Origin of the sequence: Dysosmobacter welbionis (assembly GCF_005121165.3) — a bacterium.
GTDB lineage: Bacteria > Bacillota > Clostridia > Oscillospirales > Oscillospiraceae > Oscillibacter > Oscillibacter welbionis.
The window spans coordinates 3,509,355-3,528,179 of record NZ_CP034413.3; the positions used below are offsets into that span (position 1 = coordinate 3,509,355).

The following is an 18,825-nucleotide window of genomic DNA, read 5'->3' on the forward strand; positions in this document are numbered from 1 at the left end:
CATGGAGCAGGTCATCCAGGTGACGGGGCTGTGCGTGGTGGGGGCGCTGCTGGCCCTGGTGGTGAAGCGGGGCAGTCCGGAGACGGCGCTGCTGCTGGCGGTGGGGGCCGCCGTGGTGGTGGCCCTGGCCCTGGCGGGCGTGGTGAAGGAGCTGCTGGCCTTCCTGGGGGAGCTGGGGTCGGCCAGCGGCGTGTCCGCGGACCTGTTTGTGCCCCTGTACAAGACCATCGGCATCGCCCTGGTGGTGCAGGTGGGAGGCAACCTCTGCCGGGACGCGGGGGAGAGCGCCCTGGCCTCCGTGGTGGAGACGGCGGGGACCCTCTGCGCCCTGCTGGCGGCCCTGCCGCTGCTGCGGGCGGTGCTGGACATGCTGTTGGAGCTGATGGGATGAAATGGTGGATCTGTTTGACGGCGCTGGTGCTGGCGCTGACCACCTCCGCCGCGGCGGCGGACCTGCCGGCGGAGCTGGAGCGGGCCGCCCCGGAGGCGGCGGAGGATCTCACGGGCGGGGACCTCTCCGGCGGGACAGGCTTTGCCCAGGGGGTGGGGAACATTTTAGACCGGCTGGCGGACCAGGTGGGGGACGTGGTCCGGGAGCGCACCCGGGGCGCGGCGGCGGTGCTGCTGGTGGTGGTGCTGTGCGGCGTGGTGGAGGGCTTCGCCCAGGGGACCGGGGGAAGGGGGCGGCGTTCCTGCCCATGGCGGGGGCGCTGTCCATCACCCTGGCCTCCGCCGGGAGCCTGGACTCCCTGATGGGGCTGGGCAGCCGGACCATCGGGGAGCTGGCGGACTTCTCCCAGGCGCTGCTGCCCACCCTGGCGGCGGCCACGGCGGCCAGCGGGGCCGTCACCACCGCCACGGTGCAGCAGGTGTCCACGGTGTTCTTCGTGGATCTGCTGCTGCGGCTGATCCGGCAGCTGCTGCTGCCGCTGGTGTACCTGTACATCGGATTGCTGACGGCGGCGGCCTGCCTGCCGGAAAACCGGCTGGGGGCCATTGCCGAGGCGCTGAAAAAGCTGGTGACCTGGATCCTCACCACGGCGCTGCTGGTGTTCACCATCTACCTCTCCATCGTGCGGATCATCTCCGGCTCCGCCGACAGCGCCACGGTGAAGGTGGCAAAGGCCGCCATCTCCGGCGTGGTGCCGGTGGTGGGAGGCATCATCGCCGACGCGTCGGAGACGGTGCTGGCCGGGGCCGGGATGCTGAAGAACACCATCGGCGTCTTCGGGATGCTGGCCATCCTGGCGGCCTGCGCCTATCCTTTCCTGCAGCTGGGGGTCCAGTACCTGCTGTACAAGCTGACGGCGTATCTGGCCTCCGTGGTGGGGGCGCCGGGGCTGTGCAAGCTCATCGACGGGCTGGGAGGCGCCTTCGGCCTGATTCTGGGCATGACCGGCGGCTGCGCGCTGCTGCTGCTCATCTCCGTGCTGGCCTCCGTGGGGGCGGTGATGCCATGATGGAGGCGGTGCGGGCGTGGCTGACCTCCGTGGTACTGGTGTCGGTGCTGCTGTCGGCGGCCCAGAGCCTGATCCCGCCGGGCACCGTGCGGAAGGCGGCGGGCTTCACCGGCGGGCTCATCCTGCTGCTGGTGCTGCTGCGGCCGGTGCTGGGGGCAGACCTGGAGCATCTGGAGCTGGATTTCGACCACTACCAGGCGGCGGTGGAGGAACGGCAGGAGGAGCTGGCCGACACACAGACCGAGGCCATGGCTTCTATCATAGCGGAGCAGACAGAAGCATATATATTGGACAAAGCGGGCGAGCTGGGGCTGGAGGTGACCGTCCGGGTGGAGACGCGGACGGAGGGAAACGGCATCCCGGTGCCCTGGTCCGCGGAGCTGACGGGCAGCTGGTCGCAGGCGCTGGCGTCGGCGCTGGAGACGGAACTGGGCATCCCGGCGGAGAGGCAGGTTTGGCATGAGCGGGAAGCAGAAAACTGAAGGAGTGCGAAGGATATGGGACAAGTACAAATTCGTGGCGCTGGTGGCGCTGGCGGGAGCCGTGCTGCTGCTGTGGCCCGGCGGGGACGGGAAGACGGCGGAGCGCGCCTCGCCCCAGGCGGCCGCCCTGGTGGAGGCGGAGCTCCAGCAGGAGATGGAGGACATTCTGGGCCGCATCCAGGGCGTGGGGGAGGTGCAGGTGCTGCTGACCGTGGAATCGGACGGCGAGCGGCAGCTGGCACAGGACTCGGAGCTCTCTTACAGCGGCTCCACCGCGGCGCCGGAGGACTACTCCCGTTCCTCCCAGACCGTGCTGGTGGATGACGGGAGCGCCGAGGCGCCGGTGGTGACCCGGACGGTGTATCCCACCTATCGGGGGCCCTGGTGGTGTGCCAGGGCGGGGACCGGGCGGACGTGAAGCTGGCGGTGACGGAGGCGGTGGCGGCCCTGACCGGCCTTTCCGCAGACCGCATCACCGTGGCAAAATCGCAGTGATGATTTGGAGGAGGAGACAGCCCATGAGCGCGAGATGGAAGCGGAATACCGTGGTGGCCACGATGGTGCTGCTGGTGTGCGCAGCAGTGGCCCTGAACTGGAAGTACACCGGCGAGCAGGCGGCGGACGCCGTGGAGGAGACCGGCACCAAGATCCTGGGGGAAGCCACGCTGGTCAGCGGTCAGGAGGACGGCGGCGAGGCCGGGACGGATGAGGAGGCGGTCTACACCGGCGGGGACTACTTCGCCTCCGCCCGGCTGACCCGCCAGCAGGCCAGGGACAACGCCATCTCCCTGCTGCAGGAGGCGGCGGACCAGTCCGGGGCCGACGCGGCGGTGGCCAACGAGGCGTCGGAGGGCATCCAGGTGCTGGCGGGCTACACCATGAAGGAGGCCCAGATCGAAAACCTGGTGACCGCCAAGGGCTATACCGACTGCGTGGCCTTCATGGGGGAGGACAGCATCAGCGTGGTGGTGGACACCGGCACCGGCGAGCTGACGGCCGAGGACGTGGCCAAGATCACCGACATCGCCATGACGGAGACCGGATACCCAGCCAGCGGCATCAAGATCATGGCCTCAAATTAGCTGTTGTATTTTCCCGGGAAACATGGTAAAATAACACCCTGGAACCATTCTTCTGGGACGCGGCGGGCGACCCCCGTCTCTACCAAGGATCAAACAGTGAGGAGAGGCTTACGATGGGCGAGAGCAAAGAGTATATGACGCTGCCGGAGGAGAACGGGAGCATCAACATTTCCGAGGAAGTGATTGCCGCCATCGCCGTGGGCGCCGTCCGGGATGTGGAGGGCGTGTCCGGCATGGTGACTGCCATGGGCGGCAGCGTCACGGACCTGGTCCACAACAAGAAGAACGCCCAGAAGGGCGCCAAGGGTGTGAAGATCGACATGACCGGCGCCGCCCTGGTGCTGGACATCTATCTGACGGTGGAGTACGGCCACCCCATCCCCACGGTGGCGGAAAATGCCCAAAAGGCCGTCATCGGCGCGGTGGAGGCCATGACCGGCTGCTCTGTGGAGGCGGTCAACATCCACGTGGGCGGCGTGACGCTGGCCTGAGTCCCGGATGGGAATGAGAGAGAAAAGGACGTAGTTGAGGTTATGGTACGGAACACCGCGCGAGAGATCGCCATTCATCTGTCCTACGAGCTGAGCTTCACCGACAAGCCGGTGGAGGAGCTGCTGGACGAGCGCCTGACACCGGAGTCCTTCGCCGCCCTGGCGGAGGAGGACCCGCTGTATCAGGAGACGCCCAACGCCAAGCAGGCGGACTACATCCGCCGCCTGGTGCGGGGCGTGGCCGACCACGCTCCGGAGCTGGACGGGTATATCGCCAAATACGCCAAGGGGTGGAATTTTGCCCGGATCCCCCTGGTGGCCTCCGCCATCATGCGGGTGGCCATGTATGAGATTTTGTACATGCCGGACATCCCCCACGGCGCCTCCATCAACGAGGCGGTGGAGATCGCCAAGAAGTATGAGACGCCGGAGACGGTGAAGTTCATCAACGGCATCCTGGGCACCTTCGTGCGCCGGGAGACAGCGGAATAAGGGCAGTCCTGCGGAGCGGGACGGGGGCGTGACGCCGCCGTCCGGCTCCTCGTTTTCTGCCCGCAGGGACCAAGGAGCAAACGCGTATGGAACCACATATCTATGGTGTCACAGAGGTGAATCAGCTGGTGAAGGGCCTGCTGGACAGTGCCCCGGCTTTACAGGGCGTCGCCGTCCGGGGAGAGTTGTCCAACTACAAGATCTACCCCTCCGGCCACCACTATTTCACCCTGAAAGATCAGGAGGGGGCCCTCCGGTGCGTCATGTTCCGGGGACAGGCCTCCCGCCTCCGGTTCCGGCCGGAGAACGGCATGAAGGCCGTGGCCTCCGGCCGCATCACCGTGTTCCCCCGGGACGGGGCCTATCAGCTCTACTGCGACTCCCTGATCCCGGAGGGGGTGGGGGACCTGGCGGTGGCCTTCCAGCAGTTAAAAGAAAAGCTGTGGAAGGAGGGCCTCTTTGACCCTGCCCACAAAAAGCCCCTGCCGCCCTATCCGGAGAAAATCGCCATCGTCACCTCCGGCGCCGGGGCGGCGGTCCACGACATGATCCGCATCCTCCGCCGCCGGTATCCCATCGCCAGGGTGATCCTGCTGCCGGTGCGGGTCCAGGGGGCCGAGGCCCCGCCGGAGATCGTGGGGGCCATCCGGTACGCGGACAGGTGGAAGATCGGGGACGTCATCATCACCGGCCGGGGCGGCGGGTCCATGGAGGACCTGTGGGCCTTCAACGACGAGCGGGTGGCCCGGGCCATCTACGACTGTGAGACGCCCATCATCTCCGCCGTGGGCCACGAGCCGGACGTGACCATCGCCGACTTTGTGGCGGATGCGCGGGCGTCCACCCCCTCCAACGCGGCGGAGATCGCCGTGCCGGACCAGGTGGAGCTGCTGCGGTGGCTCCGGGGCGCAGGGGAGCGGATGGCGAGAAGCGAGACGGCGCGGCTGGAGACCGCCCGGCAGCGGCTCACCGCCCTGGCGGCCAAGCGGGTGATGACGGACGGAATGGCCTACGTCCAGGACAAGCGGCTGGACCTGGACCACTTACAGCAGCGGCTGGGGGACGTGACCGGCGCGGTGCTGGGGCGGCACCGGCAGAAATTCGCGGCCCTGGCGGCGTCGCTGGACGCCATGAGCCCACTGGCGGTGCTGGGCCGGGGCTACGCCGTGGCCCGGGATGAGCAAGGGAAGATCTTGAAAAGCTGGCGGGAGACGGCGCCGGGCAGCCGGGTGTCCGTCACGTTGGGAGAGGGCGGCTTCACCGCCGTGGTGGACAAGCCCTATACGAAGGAGGAACAGCCATGAGCGCGAAGAAACAGACGTTCGAGCAGGAGATCGCCCGGCTGGAGGAGATCGTGGCGGCACTGGAGAAGGGGGATGCCCCCCTGGCGGACTCTCTGGCGTTGTTTGAGGAGGGGACGAAGCTGATCGCCGCCTGCTCCCAGGAGCTGGACGCGGCGGAGCAGAAGGTGGTCAAGCTGATGAAGGGCCCCGACGGCGCGCCGGTGGAGCTGCCCTTCGGAGAGGAGGAGCAGGGATGAGCGAACAGGTGTTTCAGACCCGGTATGAGACCTACCGCACGGCGGTGGAGTCGTATCTGGAGACCCTCTTTGCCGGGAGTCCGGACTGGCGGGACCTGTATGAGTCCATGCGATACAGCCTGCTGGCGGGGGGCAAGCGCATCCGGCCGGTGCTGACCCTGGAGTTTGCCCGGCTGGCGGGCCTTGCGGACTGGAAGACGGCCCTGCCCATGGCCTGCGCCCTGGAGCTGGTCCACACCTACTCCCTGATCCACGATGACCTGCCCTGCATGGACAACGACGACCTGCGCCGGGGCAAGCCCACCAACCACAAGGTCTACGGCGAGACGCTGGCCGTGCTGGCGGGGGACGCCCTCCAGCCGGAGGCCTACCGCCTGATCCTGACGGCGCCGGGGCTGGACGAGAGCCGCCGGGCCGCCTGCGGCCGCATCCTGGCGGAGGTCTCCGGCGCGGACGGCATGGTGGCGGGCCAGGTGCTGGACACCCTCCACGCCCCGAAGACCGAGGCGGAGGTGACGGAGGTCCACCGGCTCAAGACCGGGGCCATGATCGCCGGGGCCTGCCGCCTGGGCGTGGCCGCGGCGGGCGGAAGCGGCGGGCTGATGGCCGCCGCCGAAACGTACGCCCAGGAGCTGGGGCTGGCCTTCCAGATCCGGGACGACATGCTGGACGTGTGCGGCGACGCGGCGGAGTTCGGCAAGCCCATCGGCTCCGACAAAGAGGAGGGGAAGGTCACCTTCATGGACCTGCTGGGGCTGGAGGGCTGCGGCCGGGCGGTCCGCGCCCATACGGAGGCGGCCAAGGCCGCGGTGGCGGACTGGGACACGGACGGCATCCTGGCCGCCCTGGCGGACTCCCTGGCGGAGCGGAACAAGTGAAGAGCGGGGCCGCCGGACGGCGGCCCCTTTTCTGTCCGGCGCCGGGGACTGTCCGCATCGGGAGGACAGCCCGGCCGGTCACAAAAAATTTACGGACGCATATACGGAATATGTTGTATATTTATTAGATTTGTGATATACTGTATGGCGCTAAGCGGCGGCGCAGTATTCTAGTCAGATCATCCGTCTCCGAAGGAGGGGCTAAAAATCCTCTGAAGGGCACACCGATGAAACCTCTGGTGCCTGCTTGATACGCCCAGTTTCGGGTGGGTGCTGGGGGGAAGCCTGGCTTTGCCTGCGCTTGCGGACTCAGGGCGCTTTCCAATGGCATGGTGATGACGACCCTGTTTCCGTGGAGACCTGTTCTTGTGCGCGGACGTACTCCCAGTGTGGTATTCCGGGCCGCGTACGAAGCAGCTGATGAACCTGCAGCGCGGTGCATCGGCCCTGCGGGGCCGTAACGCTGTGTGCAGACGTAGCCTGCCTTGCGTGAGGCGGGTGGATGGGGGAACAACAGGCGGGGCCCTCTGGCCAGAGGGCCCGTTTGATCGCCCCCTGAAACCCGGTTTGCAAAAGAGGCTAAAGGGACGGATCGACTGGGGTGGAAATCACCTAGGCTGTCCTGACCGGGCTGAAAAGGGATTGCAGTGCGGACTAAGTGGCGATCGGGTGGCATGGCTGGCGACACTGTGCCGCGGCACCGAAGGGGGAACCGCCTCCATCGGCAACGAGAGGTGTGCCGCGGGGAAATCCAACCCGTACCTAAGCCGTAAGATTTACCTTTTCCGCCGCCGCCGACTTAGCCAACTGGAATTCATTCCCAAGTGGAGGGACTTTTTTTGAGCGATACCCCAAAGCGAAAGCGCGGACGGGAGCGGGAGAGGCCGGGCCCCTACCGGTGGGCCGTGCAGGTCTTTTTTCTTGCCATCGTCCTGTCTGCGGCATTGAGCCTTGCGTCGGAAACCAGTCTCAGCGGCGCGGGCGCGGCGGCTGCCGCGCTGGTGCTGGCGGTGTTTATCGGCCTGGGCATCCTGTTCGACATCATCGGCGTGGCGGTCACGGCGGCGGACCCCAGGCCCTTTCACTCCATGGCCGCCCACAAGGAGCCCGGCGCCAAGGAGGCGCTGGTCCTGCTGCGGAACGCCGGGCGGGTGTCCAGCGTCTGCAACGACGTGGTGGGGGACATCTGCGGCATCGTCAGCGGGACCACCACTGCCGTGATCGTGGTGCGGCTCCAGACGGCCTTTGCCCTGCCGGAGAGCGTGCTGCTGAGCGTGGCGGTGACGGCCCTGGTGTCCGGCCTCACCATCGGCGGCAAGGCCCTGGGCAAGACAGTGGCCCTGAACAAAAGCACCAGCGTGGTCTACTGGGTGGGAAGGTTTCTGCACCTGTTCCACCGCTGAGAGGAGGCTGGGTCATTTGATCTTAGAGAATATCCATACCCCGGCGGACGTGAAGGCCCTGGACCGGGAACAGCTGGAGCCCCTGTGCCGGGAGCTGCGGCAGTTCCTGGTGGAGCATGTGTCCAAAACCGGCGGCCATCTGGCCTCCAACCTGGGAGCGGTGGAGCTGACGGTGGCCATCCACCGGGTCTTCGACACATCGAAGGACCGGCTGGTGTTCGACGTGGGGCACCAGTGCTACGTCCACAAGGCCCTCACCGGCCGGCAGGCGCTGTTTGACACCCTGCGGCAGTTCGGCGGCCTCTCCGGCTTCCCCAAGCCCCGAGAGAGCGAACACGACGCCTTCATCGCCGGACATGCCTCCAACTCCGTCTCCGTGGCCCTTGGGATGGCAAGAGCAAGAACTTTACAGCACTTGGATTACAGTGTTCTGGCGCTGATCGGGGACGGCGCCCTGACCGGGGGACTGGCCTATGAGGGCCTCAACAACGCCGGTGCCTCCGGCGAGCCCCTGATCGTCCTTCTCAACGACAACGGCATGTCCATCAACCCCAACGTGGGGGCGGTGGACAGCCATCTGAGCCAGATCCGCTCCAAGCCCGCCTACTACCATTTCAAGAAGTGGTACCGGGGCCTGTTCGGACAGCACCCCATGGAGAACCCGCTGTACCGGTTCAACCACAAGGTCAAGACGTCCCTGAAAAAGGCCCTGTGGCCCGGCAGCACCCTGTTTGAGGACATGGGCTTCACCTACCTGGGGCCCATCGACGGCCACGACCTGGACCGGCTGGTCCACGTGCTGGCCTGGGCCCGGGAGCTCCAGTGCCCGGTGGTGGTCCACGTGAAGACCGTGAAGGGCAGGGGCTACTCCTTCGCGGAGCAGAACCCGGACAAGTTCCACGGCGTGGGGCCATTCGATCCGGAGACGGGCCTTGTGAAGAAGAGCGGGGGAGACGACTTCTCTGCCGTGTTCGGCAGGACGCTGGCCGCCTGCGCCGCGGAGGACGGGCGCGTCTGCGCCATCACCGCCGCCATGGCGGACGGCACCGGCCTGGCCCCCTTTGCCAAAGAGTTCCCGGACCGGTTCTTCGATGTGGCCATCGCTGAGGGGCATGGCGTCGCCATGGCCGCGGGCCTGGCCAAGCAGGGGATGCTCCCGGTGTTTGCCGTGTACTCCTCGTTCCTCCAGCGGGGCTACGACATGCTGATCCATGACGTGGCCCTCCAGCGGCTCCATGTGGTGCTGGGGGTGGACCGGGCGGGTCTGGTGGGGGCCGACGGCGAGACTCACCACGGCTGCTTCGACGCGCTGTTCCTGTCGGAGATCCCCGGGTTTACGGTGCTGTGCCCCGCCAGCTTTGCGGAACTGCGGCGGATGCTGCGGCAGGCATTGTTTGAGATCGACGGGCCTGTGGCGGTCCGGTATCCCCGGGGCGGCGAGGGCGATTACCGGGAGGACCGGTCCGGTGCGCCGGTGGTCCGGCTCCGGGAGGGGGAGGACGTCACGCTCCTCACCTACGGCGTGCTGGTGAATCAGGCCCTGGCGGCGGCGGACCTGCTGGAACGGCAGGGCGTCAGGACCGAGGTGCTGAAGCTGAATCAGATCTCCCCCCTGGAGTATGAGACGCTGGCGCCCTGGCTGGCGGGGAAGAAGCTGCTGGCAGTGGCGGAGGATGCCTTCGGCGCCGGGTGCGTGGGCCAGCGGACGGCGGCCATCCTGGCCCAGCACGGCCAGGCGCCGGAGAAGCTGGTGCTCATCAACCTGGGCAAGACCTTCCTGCCGGAGGGGGCCGTGCCCCAGCTGGAGCATCAGGCAGGCATCGACGCCGCGGGCATCGCCCGGGCGGTACAGGAGGCGCGTACATGAGTGAAAAAAAACGGCTGGACGTCCTGCTGACGGAGCGGGGCCTTCAGGAGAGCCGCCAGCGGGCCCAGGCGGTCATCATGAGCGGCGAGGTCTTTGTGAACGGCCAGCGGGTGGACAAGCCCGGCACCGCCGTGGCGGAGGACGCCCAGATCGAGGTCCGGGGCGGCACGCTGGCATACGTCAGCCGGGGCGGGCTGAAGCTGGAGAAGGCCATGGCCGCCTTCCCCATCGACCTGAACGGCGCCGTCTGCGCCGACATCGGCGCCTCCACCGGCGGCTTCACCGACTGTATGCTGCAAAACGGCGCGGAGAAGGTCTACGCCGTGGACGTGGGCTACGGCCAGCTGGCCTGGAAGCTCCGCAGCGACCCCAGGGTGGTGTGCCTGGAGCGGACCAACGCCCGGTATCTCACCCACGAGCAGGTGCCGGACGAGCTGGACTTCGCCTCCGTGGACGTGAGCTTCATCTCCCTGAAGCTGATCCTGCCGCCCCTGAACGGCCTGCTGAAGGACGGCGGCCACGCCGCCTGCCTGGTGAAGCCCCAGTTCGAGGCCGGGCGCGAGAAGGTGGGGAAGAAGGGCGTGGTCCGGGACCCGGCGGTCCACCTGGAGGTGCTGGAGCACTTTCTGGACCACGCCGGGGACGCGGGCTTCACAGTGCTGGGACTGACCTATTCCCCCATCCGGGGCCCGGAGGGGAACATCGAGTACCTGGGATATCTGGAAAAGGGTCCCCGGCAGGAGCGTACATTTGATTTGAAGGCCCTGGTGGACGAGTCTCACCAGACCCTGAAGGAGCACGGAGAGGGAGGCAACCCATGAAAAAGATCATCCTCTGCCCCAACCCCAACCGGGACCGGGGCATGGAGACCACCCGCAGGGCAGACGCCATTCTGCGGCAGATGGGCTTCCAGACGGTGGTGTGTCCCCCCTTCAAGGACCAGAAGGACGGGGCCTATGGGGACTACAAGACCCGGCCCCTGACGGCGGAGCTGAAAAGCGCCGACCTGCTGATTACCTTCGGCGGGGACGGCACCATCCTGCATCTCGCCAAGCTGGTGGCCCTGAACAAGATTCCGGTGCTGGGCATCAACATGGGGGGCCTGGGCTTCATCGCGGAGCTGGAGGCCGGGGAGCTGGAGGCCCTGCGGAAGCTGAAGGACTGGGACTTCCAGACGGAACAGCGGATGATGCTGGACGTGACCGTCCAGCGGGAGGGCCGCCAGATCTACACGAATCTGGGCCTGAACGACGCGGTGATCCGGGAGGGTCCCATCTCCCATGTGATCCATCTGAAGATCTCCTCCGACGGGCGGCACCTGGCGGATATCGCCGGAGACGGCGTCATCGTGGCCACGCCCACCGGGTCCACGGCCTACTCCCTGTCCGCCGGGGGGCCGGTGGTGGAGCCGGTGGCCCAGACCATGGTGGTCTGTCCCATCTGCACCCACAACATGCGCTTTTCGTCCTATGTCCTCTCGCCGGAGCACACGCTGACCATCGAGCTGGAGCGCAACGGCCGCAAGCCGGTGTATCTGTTCGTGGACGAGAGCCGGGCCTTCTCCCTGAAGGCCGACGACAAGATCCAGGTCCGCCGGTCCAAGCACACCGTGCGGCTGGTGCGGCTGTCGGAGCGGAGCTTCTGTGAGATCTTTGCACAAAAAATGCTGCCAGGAGGATTTGAAGATGAAAAATGACCGGCAGAGCATGATCCTGGAGATCATCAGCCAGGAGAATATCGAGACCCAGGAGCAGCTGCTCGTCCGTCTCCAGGAGCGGGGGATCACCAGCACCCAGGCCACCATCTCCCGGGACATCAAGCAGATGCACCTCATCAAGGAGCCGGTGGGCCATGGAGTGTACAAGTACGCCGTGTCCGGCAACCGGACCCGGCTGAACTTCGCGGAGAAGCTGCGGACCATCTTCCGGGAGAGCATCACCAGCATCGACAGCGCACAGAACATCGTGGTCATCAAGACCATGCCGGGCCTGGCCAGCGCCGCCTGCGCCGCGCTGGACGACATGGGCGTCGCCTACATGGTGGGGTCCCTGGCGGGAGACGACACGGCCTTTCTGGTGATGCGGGACACGGAGTCCGCGGCCAGCTTCTGCGAGGAGATCAAGGAGATGCTGTGAGGCATCCCCGGCGGGAGCCGGTTCCTCCCGTCCAACGGGATGCGCCCTACAAAATATGGAACAGATTCGATATTAAGGAGATCACTGGATGTTCAAAGTGCTGAAAACCGAGGGCCGCGCCCGGCGCGGCGAATTCTCCTGCGCCCACGGCGGCGTGGTCCAGACGCCGGTGTTCATGAACGTAGGCACACAGGGGGCCATCAAGGGCGGCGTCTCCGCCCATGATCTGAAGGAGGTGGGCTGCCAGATCGAGCTCAGCAACACCTACCACCTGCACCTGCGGCCGGGCGACCATATCGTCCGGCAGATGGGGGGGCTCCACAAGTTCATGGACTGGGACGGCCCCATCCTGACGGACTCCGGCGGGTTCCAGGTGTTCTCCCTGGCCTCTTTGCGGAAGATCCGGGAGGAGGGGGTCACCTTCGCCTCCCACATCGACGGGCACAGGATCTTCATGGGGCCGGAGGAGTCCATGCAGATCCAGTCCAACCTGGGCAGCGACATCGCCATGGCCTTTGACGAGTGCGTGGAGAACCCCGCGACCTACGAATACGCCAAGGCCAGCTGTGAGCGCACCGCCCGCTGGCTGGAGCGGTGCAAGGCCGAGCACGACCGCCTCAACGCCCTGCCGGACACGGTGAACCCGGGGCAGATGCTCTTCGGCATCAACCAGGGCGCCACGTTTGCGGACCTGCGGGTGTGGCACATGGACCAGATCGCCAAGATCGACTGCGACGGCTACGCCATCGGGGGGCTCGCGGTGGGGGAGCCCGCGGAGGTGATGTACGAGATCATCGACGCGGTGGAGCCCCACATGCCCAAAGACAAGCCCCGGTACCTCATGGGCGTGGGCACTCCCAGCAACATCATCGAGGGCGTGGCCCGGGGCGTGGACTTCTTCGACTGCGTGATGCCCTCCCGCAACGGCCGCCATGGCAAGCTCTTCACCTGGGAGGGCACGGTGAACATCCTCAACGAGAAGTACGCCACCGACCCCCGGCCCATCAGCGAGAGCTGCGGCTGCCCCGCCTGCCGCCACTTCTCCCGGGCGTACATCCGGCACCTGTTCAAGGCGGATGAGGTGCTGGCCCTGCGGCTGGCGGTGCTGCACAACCTGTACTTCTACAATGAGCTGGCCGCCCGCATCCGCCGGGCCCTGGACGAAGGGACGTTCGCGGATTTTCGGGCCCGTTACAGCGGAAATTTGGAAAAACGCGCATGACCCCCTTGCAAAAGCTGGTATATCTGCTATAATATTGTCATTCTGACTTTGGAACGAAAAGGAGTTTTGTTGTTATGGAAGGCGCTTCCTCCTCTATCATCATGCTGGTTGTTCTCATTGCGGTGTTCTACTTCATGCTGATCCGCCCGGAGAACAAGCGGAAGAAAAAGGCCCAGGAGATGCGGGACAGCCTGAAGAAGGGTGACACCATCACCACCATCGGCGGCATCGTGGGCAAGATCGTCATGGTCAAGCCGGACACCATCGTCATCGAGACCAGCGACGACCGGGTTCGTATGGAGCTGACCAAGTGGGCCGTCTCCACCACCGGCGTCCAGTCCTCCGGCGAGGAGAAGTCCTCCAAGGAGGAGAAGAAAGAGGACGAGGTCAAGAAGACCGAGGAGATCCCCGAGGCTCCCGCCGAGGAGACCGATGCATCCTCTGAAGAGGAAAAGAAGGACTAACCCATCATAAAACCACCCTCCCTTGTCATAAGCTCGGATAGAGCGATGACAGGGGAGGAATTTTTATGGGTAACGGGCGGAAACAGACAGCCCTGTGGCTGGTGTTCGTAGAGGGCGCGGCGCTGTCTCTGGGGATCTATCTGCTGCTGACGGTGCTGCTGTCCGCGCTGGTGGTGAAGGCGGTGCTGCCGGAGGAGGGGAGCTTTCCCGCTGTGGCGGCGTCGTGCTGTCTGGCGTCCTTCGCCGGGGCCATGCTCAGTGTCCGCCGCTCCTCCTGGGGCAGCCTGGCCAGCGCCATGGTGAGCGCCGCAGGCTTTCTGCTGGCGGTGGTGGCTGTGGCGCTGCTGTGCTGGCAGCAGATCACCTGGCTGGGCCGCGGGGGCGTGCTGCTGCTGTGCGGCGCAGGCGGGGGACTTCTGGCGGGCCTGTTGGGTGGCCGGCGGAGGAAGCGGAAGCGCCGTCCGGTCCGCAGGGGCCGCAAGGCCTGAAAAGCCGCTTGTGAATTTCACCAAAAATACAGATCTGAGCCCTGCCGCGGAGACTGCGGCCACAGGCGGGAGGTCTCCCGCGGCAGGGGAGACGGCGGCGGCAAATGTGGGGCGCCGCCGCTTTTATGTCTACAAGATATTGTCGTTTTTCGGGGCGGGGGAGGTGATCTCTCACGCCGATTTTACAAAGTTAACATAATATTGTTTACATAATATTTTGCCATAACTCACAAAAAACGGAAAATTCCCGTAAATTCCTTGCAAAATCCGGCGAATTCAACTATATTAGAACAAGCAAGGTCTTACGTCAACCGCTACATAAATCCGCCTGCCCCCGCATAGGATGCGGTGAGGTGAGGCGGATTGAACACGAGAACATTGACGAAGCGGCCCACGGTCCAGCTGCCCACGCTGCCCCGCCTGCTTCTGCTGGCGCTGTTCTTCCTGGCCGGCGTCCTTTTGGGACAGGTCCTGTCGGGCCGGGTGCCGGACACCACGGGGGACGAGCTGCGGCGGTATCTGGAGGACTACGTCCGCCTGGGGGGCGAGGGAGCGCCCACTGTCCAGACGGCTCTGTCGGCCCTGGTGATCTATTTCCGCTATCCGCTGTTTGCATTTCTGCTGGGGTTCGCCTCCATCGGGGTGGTGCTGCTGCCCTGTGTGACGGCGGCTTACGGCTTTTTTCTGTCCTTTTCCGTGTGCTGCTTCACGGCGGCCTTCGGCGTGGACGGCGTGCTGCTGGCCCTGGCGGTGTTCGGCCTGCGGTGCATGGTGACCCTGCCCTGCTATTTCCTGCTGGCGGCGGCCTCCTGGGGGACGTCCGCGGGACTGGCGGCCGTGTCCTTTGGGAGAGGACGGCGGACTGCCCCTGTGGTCTACGGCCGGGCCTGCTGGGTCCGGTTCGGCGCCTGCTGTCTGGCGCTGCTGGCGGGTGTGTGTGCGGAGCTGTTTTTGTCCCCGGTGCTGCTGCGGCTGATGCTGGAGCGCATCCTGGGGTAGAGAGAAAGAGAGAGGGAGGAGAGCACCCTTGGCAAGAGACGACATTGCGGACTTTGGGACTTATCTGGCGGAGGAGCGTCACGCCTCCCAGAACACCATCTGCTCCTATCTGCGGGACGTGACCCAGTTCTCCGCGTATTTGCGGGAGCACCAGAGCTGCACGCTGCGGCAGGCCGGCGGAGAGATGATTCAGGACTACATGAGCTGGATGCGGGGGCGGGGGAAGTCCGCCGCCTCGGTGACCCGGTTCCTGGCCTCCGTCAAGTCGTTTTACAACTTTCTGCTCTCCGCCGGCGCCGTAAAGGCCAACCCCGCCAAGAGCATCAGCGCGGACCGGGCAGAGCGGAAGTATCCGGAGATCCTCACCAGCAAAGAGGTGGAGCTGTTTCTGGAGCAGCCCCGGTGCGTGGACGCCAAGGGATACCGGGACCATGCCATGCTGGAGCTGCTGTACGCCACCGGCATCCGGGTCAGCGAGCTGATCTCCCTGGACCTGAAGGACCTGAATCTCTCCGCGGGCTTCATCCGGTGTGCCAGCCGGGGCAAGGAGCGGATCATCCCCCTGTACCACACGGCCGTGAAGGCGCTGCAGGACTATGTGCGGGATATCCGGCCCCAGCTGATCGCCGACGGCGGCGAGCAGGCCCTGTTCGTGAACATGAACGGCGAGCGCATGAGCCGCCAGGGGTTCTGGAAGATCATCAAGTACTATCAGGAGAAGGCGGGGATCGAAAAGGACATCACCCCCCACACCCTGCGCCACTCCTTTGCCGTCCACCTGCTGGAAAACGGCGCGGACCTGCGGTCCATCCAGGAGATGCTGGGCCATGCGGACATCTCCTCCACCCAGATCTACACCCATGTGGTGAAGCGCCAGCTGAAGGATGTGTATCAGAAAGCCCATCCCCGGGCGTAATTCCAAGGGGAGCACCGGCGCCTCCCGCCGACGCTCCGGCGGGCAGAGCCCGCCTCTGCCGATCCCCTCGCCTTTGCACGGCAAAGACGGCCCCCGGCCGACTGCGGCCAGGGGCAGAGGCGTCCCGTCCAGGCACATGCCCTGGCCGGGACTTTTTTCTGCGCAAACGCACGGCAGACCACGGAAATGCACAGCGGCGTTCTGCCTGCCTGTGAAAAAATTTTCCGCCGCCGCAAACAAAACCGGCTGCCTGGGACTCAAATAGGTGAAGAGAAGAGAAAGGAGGACCGCCATGGATCACGACGAATTCGCCCGCCGGGCGGAGGCTCTCCGGGCCCGGCTGTACCGGACGGCGTACCTGTACCTGGGCAGCGAGGCCGACGCCCTGGAGGCGGTGGACGAGGGCGTATACCAGGCCCTGCGGGCTTTGCGGCAGCTGCGTCAGCCGGACTTTTTTGAGACCTGGCTCACCCGGATCGTGCTGAACGCGTGCCACCGGGAGCTGCGGCGCCGGCGGCGCCTGGCCGGGGAGGAGGCTCTGCCGGAGAGCGCCGGTCCGGATGCCTATGACGCCCTGCCCCTGAAGGAGGCCGTCCGCCGCCTGCCGGAGGAATTGCGGGCGGTGGTGATCCTGCGGTACTTCGCAGGATACACCCAGGCGGAGACCGCCCGGGCATTGAACATTCCCCAGGGCACCGCGGCCACCCGCCAGCGGCGGGCATTGCAGCTGCTGCGCCTGGAACTGGGAGAGGAGGGAGACGCATGACCCGAAACGAGGAATATCAGGCCCTGCTCCAGGAGCTGGAGACCACACCGGCGGCCCTGGACGGCGCTGTGGAGCGGGCGCTGCGCCGCCGGAAACGGGACCGCCGCCTGCGGCTCTTCGGCGTCCCGGCGGGGAGCCTGGCGGCCTGCTTCGCCGCCTTTGTGCTGCTGGTGAACCTGTTCCCGCCCTTCGCGCGGGCCTGCGGCTCAGTGCCGGTGCTGCGGGAGCTGGCCCAGGCGGTGGCCTGGTCGCCCAGCCTCTCCGCCGCGGTGGAGAACGACTACGTCCAGCCCATCGGCCAGTCCCAGACGGTGAACGGCGTCACCGCCACGGTGGAGTATGTGATCGTGGACCGCAAACAGCTGAACATCTTCTACACCCTGGACTATGCCCCGGACCTGGGGCCCATGTGGGCGGACTGCCGGATCACCCCCGGCGACGGCAGCGCGGGAGACGCCGGCGGCCGGACGGAGAAGCCGGGGGAGCTGGTGGAGATCAAGCGGGACTTTGTGGACCGGGACGTGCCCGGAATCCTGGATCTGACCCTGTCGGTCTACCCGGCAGAGCAGGACGGGGGCGGGCCGCCTGCGGAGAACACCGGCGACGGCTACTTTGACCAGCCGGTCGATGACCAGCCGGCGTATCTGGCGGAGATGACGTTCCACCTGGAATTCGACCCCTATTTCACCGCCCAGGGGACGCTACTGGAGCTGAACCGGACCTTTGCCCTGGACGGCCAGACCTTCACGCTGCAAGAGGCGGAAATCTACCCCACCCATCTGCGGCTGACCCTGACGGCGGACCCGGACAACACCGCCTGGCTGGCGGGCCTGGACCTGTACCTGGAGAACGAGCACGGCGAGCGGTTTGAAAAGAGCCTGGGCGGCATCACCGCATCCGGGGACCCGGAGGGGGAGGGCATGGGCACCTTCTGGCTGGACAGCCCCTTCTTCAGCCAGGGGGAGCACCTGACCCTCCACATCACCGGCGTCCGGTGGAAGGACAAGGACGCGCCGCCGGTGAAGCTGAATCTGGCGGAGGGCACCGCCGAAAACCTGCCGGAGGGCACCTGGTTCCAGGGCGCAGAGCGCCTGCCGGAGGGATGGATCGTGTACCTGGTGTCCCCGCTGATGGAGAACCGGACCATGGGGAGCGTGTTCTCCAGAGGGGCCTGGGACGAGGACGGGAACTATTATGAGATCTGGCAGTTCGGCTCCTCCTACGGCTACTGGGACGAGACGGCGCAGGAGCGCGTAGGGGAGGACCGGTGGTATACCGAGGACTTCCCCCTGGCGGGACTGGCGGGCGACACGGCCTATCTGGACCCCTGCTACAACCGGATGGCCGCCGTTGATGCGGCGGTTCCCATCCAATAGGCGAGGGGGAGTCAAATCCCCCGCCTTCCATGCGAACGAGAGAGCGCCCGCCGCAAGGCGGGTGCTTTTTTGCCCGCCGAACGGCGGCCGGGGTGATCCTGCCGGGGAGAAGCCCGCGCGTTTTCCCTGTTGCGCTTCCCTGGAAAATTTGTTATACTGTTACAGTATGTATACTGGAGGGAAAGCGCCATGCGGATCCTGGGCATCGACCCCGGCTACGCCACCATCGGCTTCGGCCTCATCACGGCGGAGCGGGCACAAGTGAACATGCTTACCTACGGCGCCATCACCACCCCGGCGGGGCTGCCGCTCTCCCGGCGGCTGTACCAGATCGGCACCGATATGGAGGACCTGATCGGCCAGCTGAAGCCGGATGTCATCTCCATCGAGGAGCTGTTCTTCAACACGAACCTGACCACCGGCATCGCCGTGGCCCACGCCCGCGGCGTGCTGCTGTACACGGCGGAAAAGTGCGGGATCCCGCTCCACGAGTACACCCCCTCCCAGGTGAAGATGGCGGTGGTGGGCTACGGCAAGGCGGAAAAGCGCCAGGTGATGGACATGACCCGCCGCCTGCTGCACCTGAAAGCCGTCCCCCGGCCCGACGACGCCGCGGACGCCCTGGCCCTGGCCCTGTGCCATGCCCGGAGTGCCACGTCCCGCCTGCCCCTGCAGGACAGCAGGGTCAAGGAGACCATCTGAACAGTCAGGAACCGGACCGCTCCGCCGGACGCCGGAATTCCGAACTCCCAAGGAAGTGTGAT

The 18,825-nt window shown here is 66.1% G+C and carries 23 protein-coding genes and 1 pseudogene; all 24 read left to right on the forward strand.

Features of this window, described 5'->3' with window-relative positions; translation table 11 throughout:
- The first annotated feature begins 1 nt into the window (after position 1).
- The 24 genes and pseudogenes from EIO64_RS18320 to ruvC all read left to right on the forward strand — a co-directional run bounded on the left by EIO64_RS18320 (position 2) and on the right by ruvC (position 18,763).
- Positions 2 to 391, forward strand: coding sequence for a SpoIIIAC/SpoIIIAD family protein (locus tag EIO64_RS18320; RefSeq protein WP_021750249.1), 390 nt, complete (start codon positions 2 to 4; stop codon positions 389 to 391).
- Complete coding sequence (locus tag EIO64_RS18325) at positions 388 to 753, forward strand: hypothetical protein (protein WP_158629840.1); 366 nt, start codon at positions 388 to 390, stop codon at positions 751 to 753. Before EIO64_RS18320 ends, EIO64_RS18325 begins: the two co-directional genes overlap by 4 nt.
- On the forward strand, positions 699 to 1,460 hold the full coding sequence (locus EIO64_RS18330; protein WP_158629841.1) for a stage III sporulation protein AE: 762 nt from the start codon (positions 699 to 701) through the stop codon (positions 1,458 to 1,460). Before EIO64_RS18325 ends, EIO64_RS18330 begins: the two co-directional genes overlap by 55 nt.
- Positions 1,457 to 1,942: a stage III sporulation protein AF gene (locus EIO64_RS18335; protein WP_021749009.1), complete on the forward strand. Its 486-nt coding sequence runs from the start codon at positions 1,457 to 1,459 to the stop codon at positions 1,940 to 1,942. Before EIO64_RS18330 ends, EIO64_RS18335 begins: the two co-directional genes overlap by 4 nt.
- A 154-nt stretch (positions 1,943 to 2,096) precedes the next feature.
- A pseudogene (locus EIO64_RS19385) lies at positions 2,097 to 2,437 on the forward strand (hypothetical protein).
- Between the two features lie 23 nt (positions 2,438 to 2,460).
- A complete protein-coding gene (locus EIO64_RS18345; RefSeq protein WP_136891732.1) occupies positions 2,461 to 3,024 on the forward strand; it encodes a SpoIIIAH-like family protein in 564 nt (187 codons plus the stop codon).
- A 113-nt stretch (positions 3,025 to 3,137) separates the two neighbouring features.
- Complete coding sequence (locus EIO64_RS18350) at positions 3,138 to 3,515, forward strand: Asp23/Gls24 family envelope stress response protein (protein ID WP_021749006.1); 378 nt, start codon at positions 3,138 to 3,140, stop codon at positions 3,513 to 3,515.
- A 42-nt stretch (positions 3,516 to 3,557) separates the two neighbouring features.
- On the forward strand, positions 3,558 to 4,007 hold the full coding sequence (gene nusB / locus EIO64_RS18355; RefSeq protein WP_021749005.1) for a transcription antitermination factor NusB: 450 nt from the start codon (positions 3,558 to 3,560) through the stop codon (positions 4,005 to 4,007).
- Positions 4,008 to 4,093: 86 nt separating this feature from the next.
- Positions 4,094 to 5,311 (forward strand): exodeoxyribonuclease VII large subunit, encoded by a 1,218-nt coding sequence (xseA, locus tag EIO64_RS18360; RefSeq protein WP_119310944.1) that lies wholly within the window; start codon positions 4,094 to 4,096, stop codon positions 5,309 to 5,311.
- Positions 5,308 to 5,547, forward strand: coding sequence for an exodeoxyribonuclease VII small subunit (xseB, locus tag EIO64_RS18365; RefSeq protein WP_021749003.1), 240 nt, complete (start codon positions 5,308 to 5,310; stop codon positions 5,545 to 5,547). The genes xseA and xseB overlap by 4 nt, the downstream gene beginning before the upstream one ends.
- Entirely contained in the window at positions 5,544 to 6,425 is an 882-nt protein-coding gene (locus EIO64_RS18370; protein ID WP_136891733.1) for a polyprenyl synthetase family protein, read from the forward strand. The genes xseB and EIO64_RS18370 overlap by 4 nt, the downstream gene beginning before the upstream one ends.
- Positions 6,426 to 7,264: 839 nt before the next feature.
- Complete coding sequence (locus EIO64_RS18375; RefSeq protein WP_025545655.1) at positions 7,265 to 7,828, forward strand: hypothetical protein; 564 nt, start codon at positions 7,265 to 7,267, stop codon at positions 7,826 to 7,828.
- Between the two features lie 16 nt (positions 7,829 to 7,844).
- Complete coding sequence (dxs, locus tag EIO64_RS18380; RefSeq protein WP_136891734.1) at positions 7,845 to 9,695, forward strand: 1-deoxy-D-xylulose-5-phosphate synthase; 1,851 nt, start codon at positions 7,845 to 7,847, stop codon at positions 9,693 to 9,695.
- Positions 9,692 to 10,516 (forward strand): TlyA family RNA methyltransferase, encoded by an 825-nt coding sequence (locus tag EIO64_RS18385; protein WP_136891735.1) that lies wholly within the window; start codon positions 9,692 to 9,694, stop codon positions 10,514 to 10,516. Before dxs ends, EIO64_RS18385 begins: the two co-directional genes overlap by 4 nt.
- On the forward strand, positions 10,513 to 11,391 hold the full coding sequence (locus EIO64_RS18390; protein WP_021748959.1) for an NAD(+)/NADH kinase: 879 nt from the start codon (positions 10,513 to 10,515) through the stop codon (positions 11,389 to 11,391). Before EIO64_RS18385 ends, EIO64_RS18390 begins: the two co-directional genes overlap by 4 nt.
- On the forward strand, positions 11,381 to 11,830 hold the full coding sequence (gene argR / locus EIO64_RS18395) for an arginine repressor (RefSeq protein WP_021748960.1): 450 nt from the start codon (positions 11,381 to 11,383) through the stop codon (positions 11,828 to 11,830). Before EIO64_RS18390 ends, argR begins: the two co-directional genes overlap by 11 nt.
- Before the next feature lie 88 nt (positions 11,831 to 11,918).
- Positions 11,919 to 13,052, forward strand: a complete 1,134-nt coding sequence (gene tgt / locus EIO64_RS18400; protein WP_136891736.1) for a tRNA guanosine(34) transglycosylase Tgt — start codon at positions 11,919 to 11,921, stop codon at positions 13,050 to 13,052.
- A gap of 74 nt (positions 13,053 to 13,126) precedes the next feature.
- Positions 13,127 to 13,516 carry a preprotein translocase subunit YajC gene (yajC, locus tag EIO64_RS18405; protein ID WP_021748962.1) on the forward strand — a complete coding sequence of 130 codons (390 nt, stop codon included), beginning with the start codon at positions 13,127 to 13,129 and terminating at the stop codon, positions 13,514 to 13,516.
- 65 nt (positions 13,517 to 13,581) lie between these two features.
- Positions 13,582 to 14,004, forward strand: a complete 423-nt coding sequence (locus tag EIO64_RS18410; RefSeq protein ID WP_021752115.1) for a DUF3792 family protein — start codon at positions 13,582 to 13,584, stop codon at positions 14,002 to 14,004.
- Between the two features lie 363 nt (positions 14,005 to 14,367).
- A complete protein-coding gene (locus EIO64_RS18415) occupies positions 14,368 to 15,003 on the forward strand; it encodes a stage II sporulation protein M (protein WP_051320057.1) in 636 nt (211 codons plus the stop codon).
- A 28-nt stretch (positions 15,004 to 15,031) separates the two neighbouring features.
- The gene (gene xerD / locus EIO64_RS18420; protein WP_181446418.1) at positions 15,032 to 15,919 is read left to right on the forward strand and encodes a site-specific tyrosine recombinase XerD; all 888 of its coding nucleotides are present in this window, start codon (positions 15,032 to 15,034) and stop codon (positions 15,917 to 15,919) included.
- A 292-nt stretch (positions 15,920 to 16,211) separates the two neighbouring features.
- A complete protein-coding gene (locus EIO64_RS18425; protein ID WP_021750306.1) occupies positions 16,212 to 16,685 on the forward strand; it encodes a sigma-70 family RNA polymerase sigma factor in 474 nt (157 codons plus the stop codon).
- Positions 16,682 to 18,061: a DUF4179 domain-containing protein gene (locus EIO64_RS18430; RefSeq protein ID WP_119310947.1), complete on the forward strand. Its 1,380-nt coding sequence runs from the start codon at positions 16,682 to 16,684 to the stop codon at positions 18,059 to 18,061. The genes EIO64_RS18425 and EIO64_RS18430 overlap by 4 nt, the downstream gene beginning before the upstream one ends.
- Positions 18,062 to 18,250: 189 nt before the next feature.
- Complete coding sequence (ruvC, locus tag EIO64_RS18435) at positions 18,251 to 18,763, forward strand: crossover junction endodeoxyribonuclease RuvC (protein WP_021750693.1); 513 nt, start codon at positions 18,251 to 18,253, stop codon at positions 18,761 to 18,763.
- The last annotated feature ends 62 nt before the right edge of the window (positions 18,764 to 18,825 follow it).

Coding starts and splice junctions, on each gene's coding strand:
- EIO64_RS18320 (WP_021750249.1), top strand. CDS start 2: ATGGAGCAGGTCATCCAGGTGACGGGGCTGTGCGTGGTGGGGGCGCTG.
- EIO64_RS18325 (WP_158629840.1), top strand. CDS start 388: ATGAAATGGTGGATCTGTTTGACGGCGCTGGTGCTGGCGCTGACCACC.
- EIO64_RS18330 (WP_158629841.1), top strand. CDS start 699: ATGGCGGGGGCGCTGTCCATCACCCTGGCCTCCGCCGGGAGCCTGGAC.
- EIO64_RS18335 (WP_021749009.1), top strand. CDS start 1,457: ATGATGGAGGCGGTGCGGGCGTGGCTGACCTCCGTGGTACTGGTGTCG.
- EIO64_RS18345 (WP_136891732.1), top strand. CDS start 2,461: ATGAGCGCGAGATGGAAGCGGAATACCGTGGTGGCCACGATGGTGCTG.
- EIO64_RS18350 (WP_021749006.1), top strand. CDS start 3,138: ATGGGCGAGAGCAAAGAGTATATGACGCTGCCGGAGGAGAACGGGAGC.
- nusB (WP_021749005.1), top strand. CDS start 3,558: ATGGTACGGAACACCGCGCGAGAGATCGCCATTCATCTGTCCTACGAG.
- xseA (WP_119310944.1), top strand. CDS start 4,094: ATGGAACCACATATCTATGGTGTCACAGAGGTGAATCAGCTGGTGAAG.
- xseB (WP_021749003.1), top strand. CDS start 5,308: ATGAGCGCGAAGAAACAGACGTTCGAGCAGGAGATCGCCCGGCTGGAG.
- EIO64_RS18370 (WP_136891733.1), top strand. CDS start 5,544: ATGAGCGAACAGGTGTTTCAGACCCGGTATGAGACCTACCGCACGGCG.
- EIO64_RS18385 (WP_136891735.1), top strand. CDS start 9,692: ATGAGTGAAAAAAAACGGCTGGACGTCCTGCTGACGGAGCGGGGCCTT.
- EIO64_RS18390 (WP_021748959.1), top strand. CDS start 10,513: ATGAAAAAGATCATCCTCTGCCCCAACCCCAACCGGGACCGGGGCATG.
- argR (WP_021748960.1), top strand. CDS start 11,381: ATGAAAAATGACCGGCAGAGCATGATCCTGGAGATCATCAGCCAGGAG.
- tgt (WP_136891736.1), top strand. CDS start 11,919: ATGTTCAAAGTGCTGAAAACCGAGGGCCGCGCCCGGCGCGGCGAATTC.
- yajC (WP_021748962.1), top strand. CDS start 13,127: ATGGAAGGCGCTTCCTCCTCTATCATCATGCTGGTTGTTCTCATTGCG.
- EIO64_RS18410 (WP_021752115.1), top strand. CDS start 13,582: ATGGGTAACGGGCGGAAACAGACAGCCCTGTGGCTGGTGTTCGTAGAG.
- EIO64_RS18425 (WP_021750306.1), top strand. CDS start 16,212: ATGGATCACGACGAATTCGCCCGCCGGGCGGAGGCTCTCCGGGCCCGG.
- EIO64_RS18430 (WP_119310947.1), top strand. CDS start 16,682: ATGACCCGAAACGAGGAATATCAGGCCCTGCTCCAGGAGCTGGAGACC.
- ruvC (WP_021750693.1), top strand. CDS start 18,251: ATGCGGATCCTGGGCATCGACCCCGGCTACGCCACCATCGGCTTCGGC.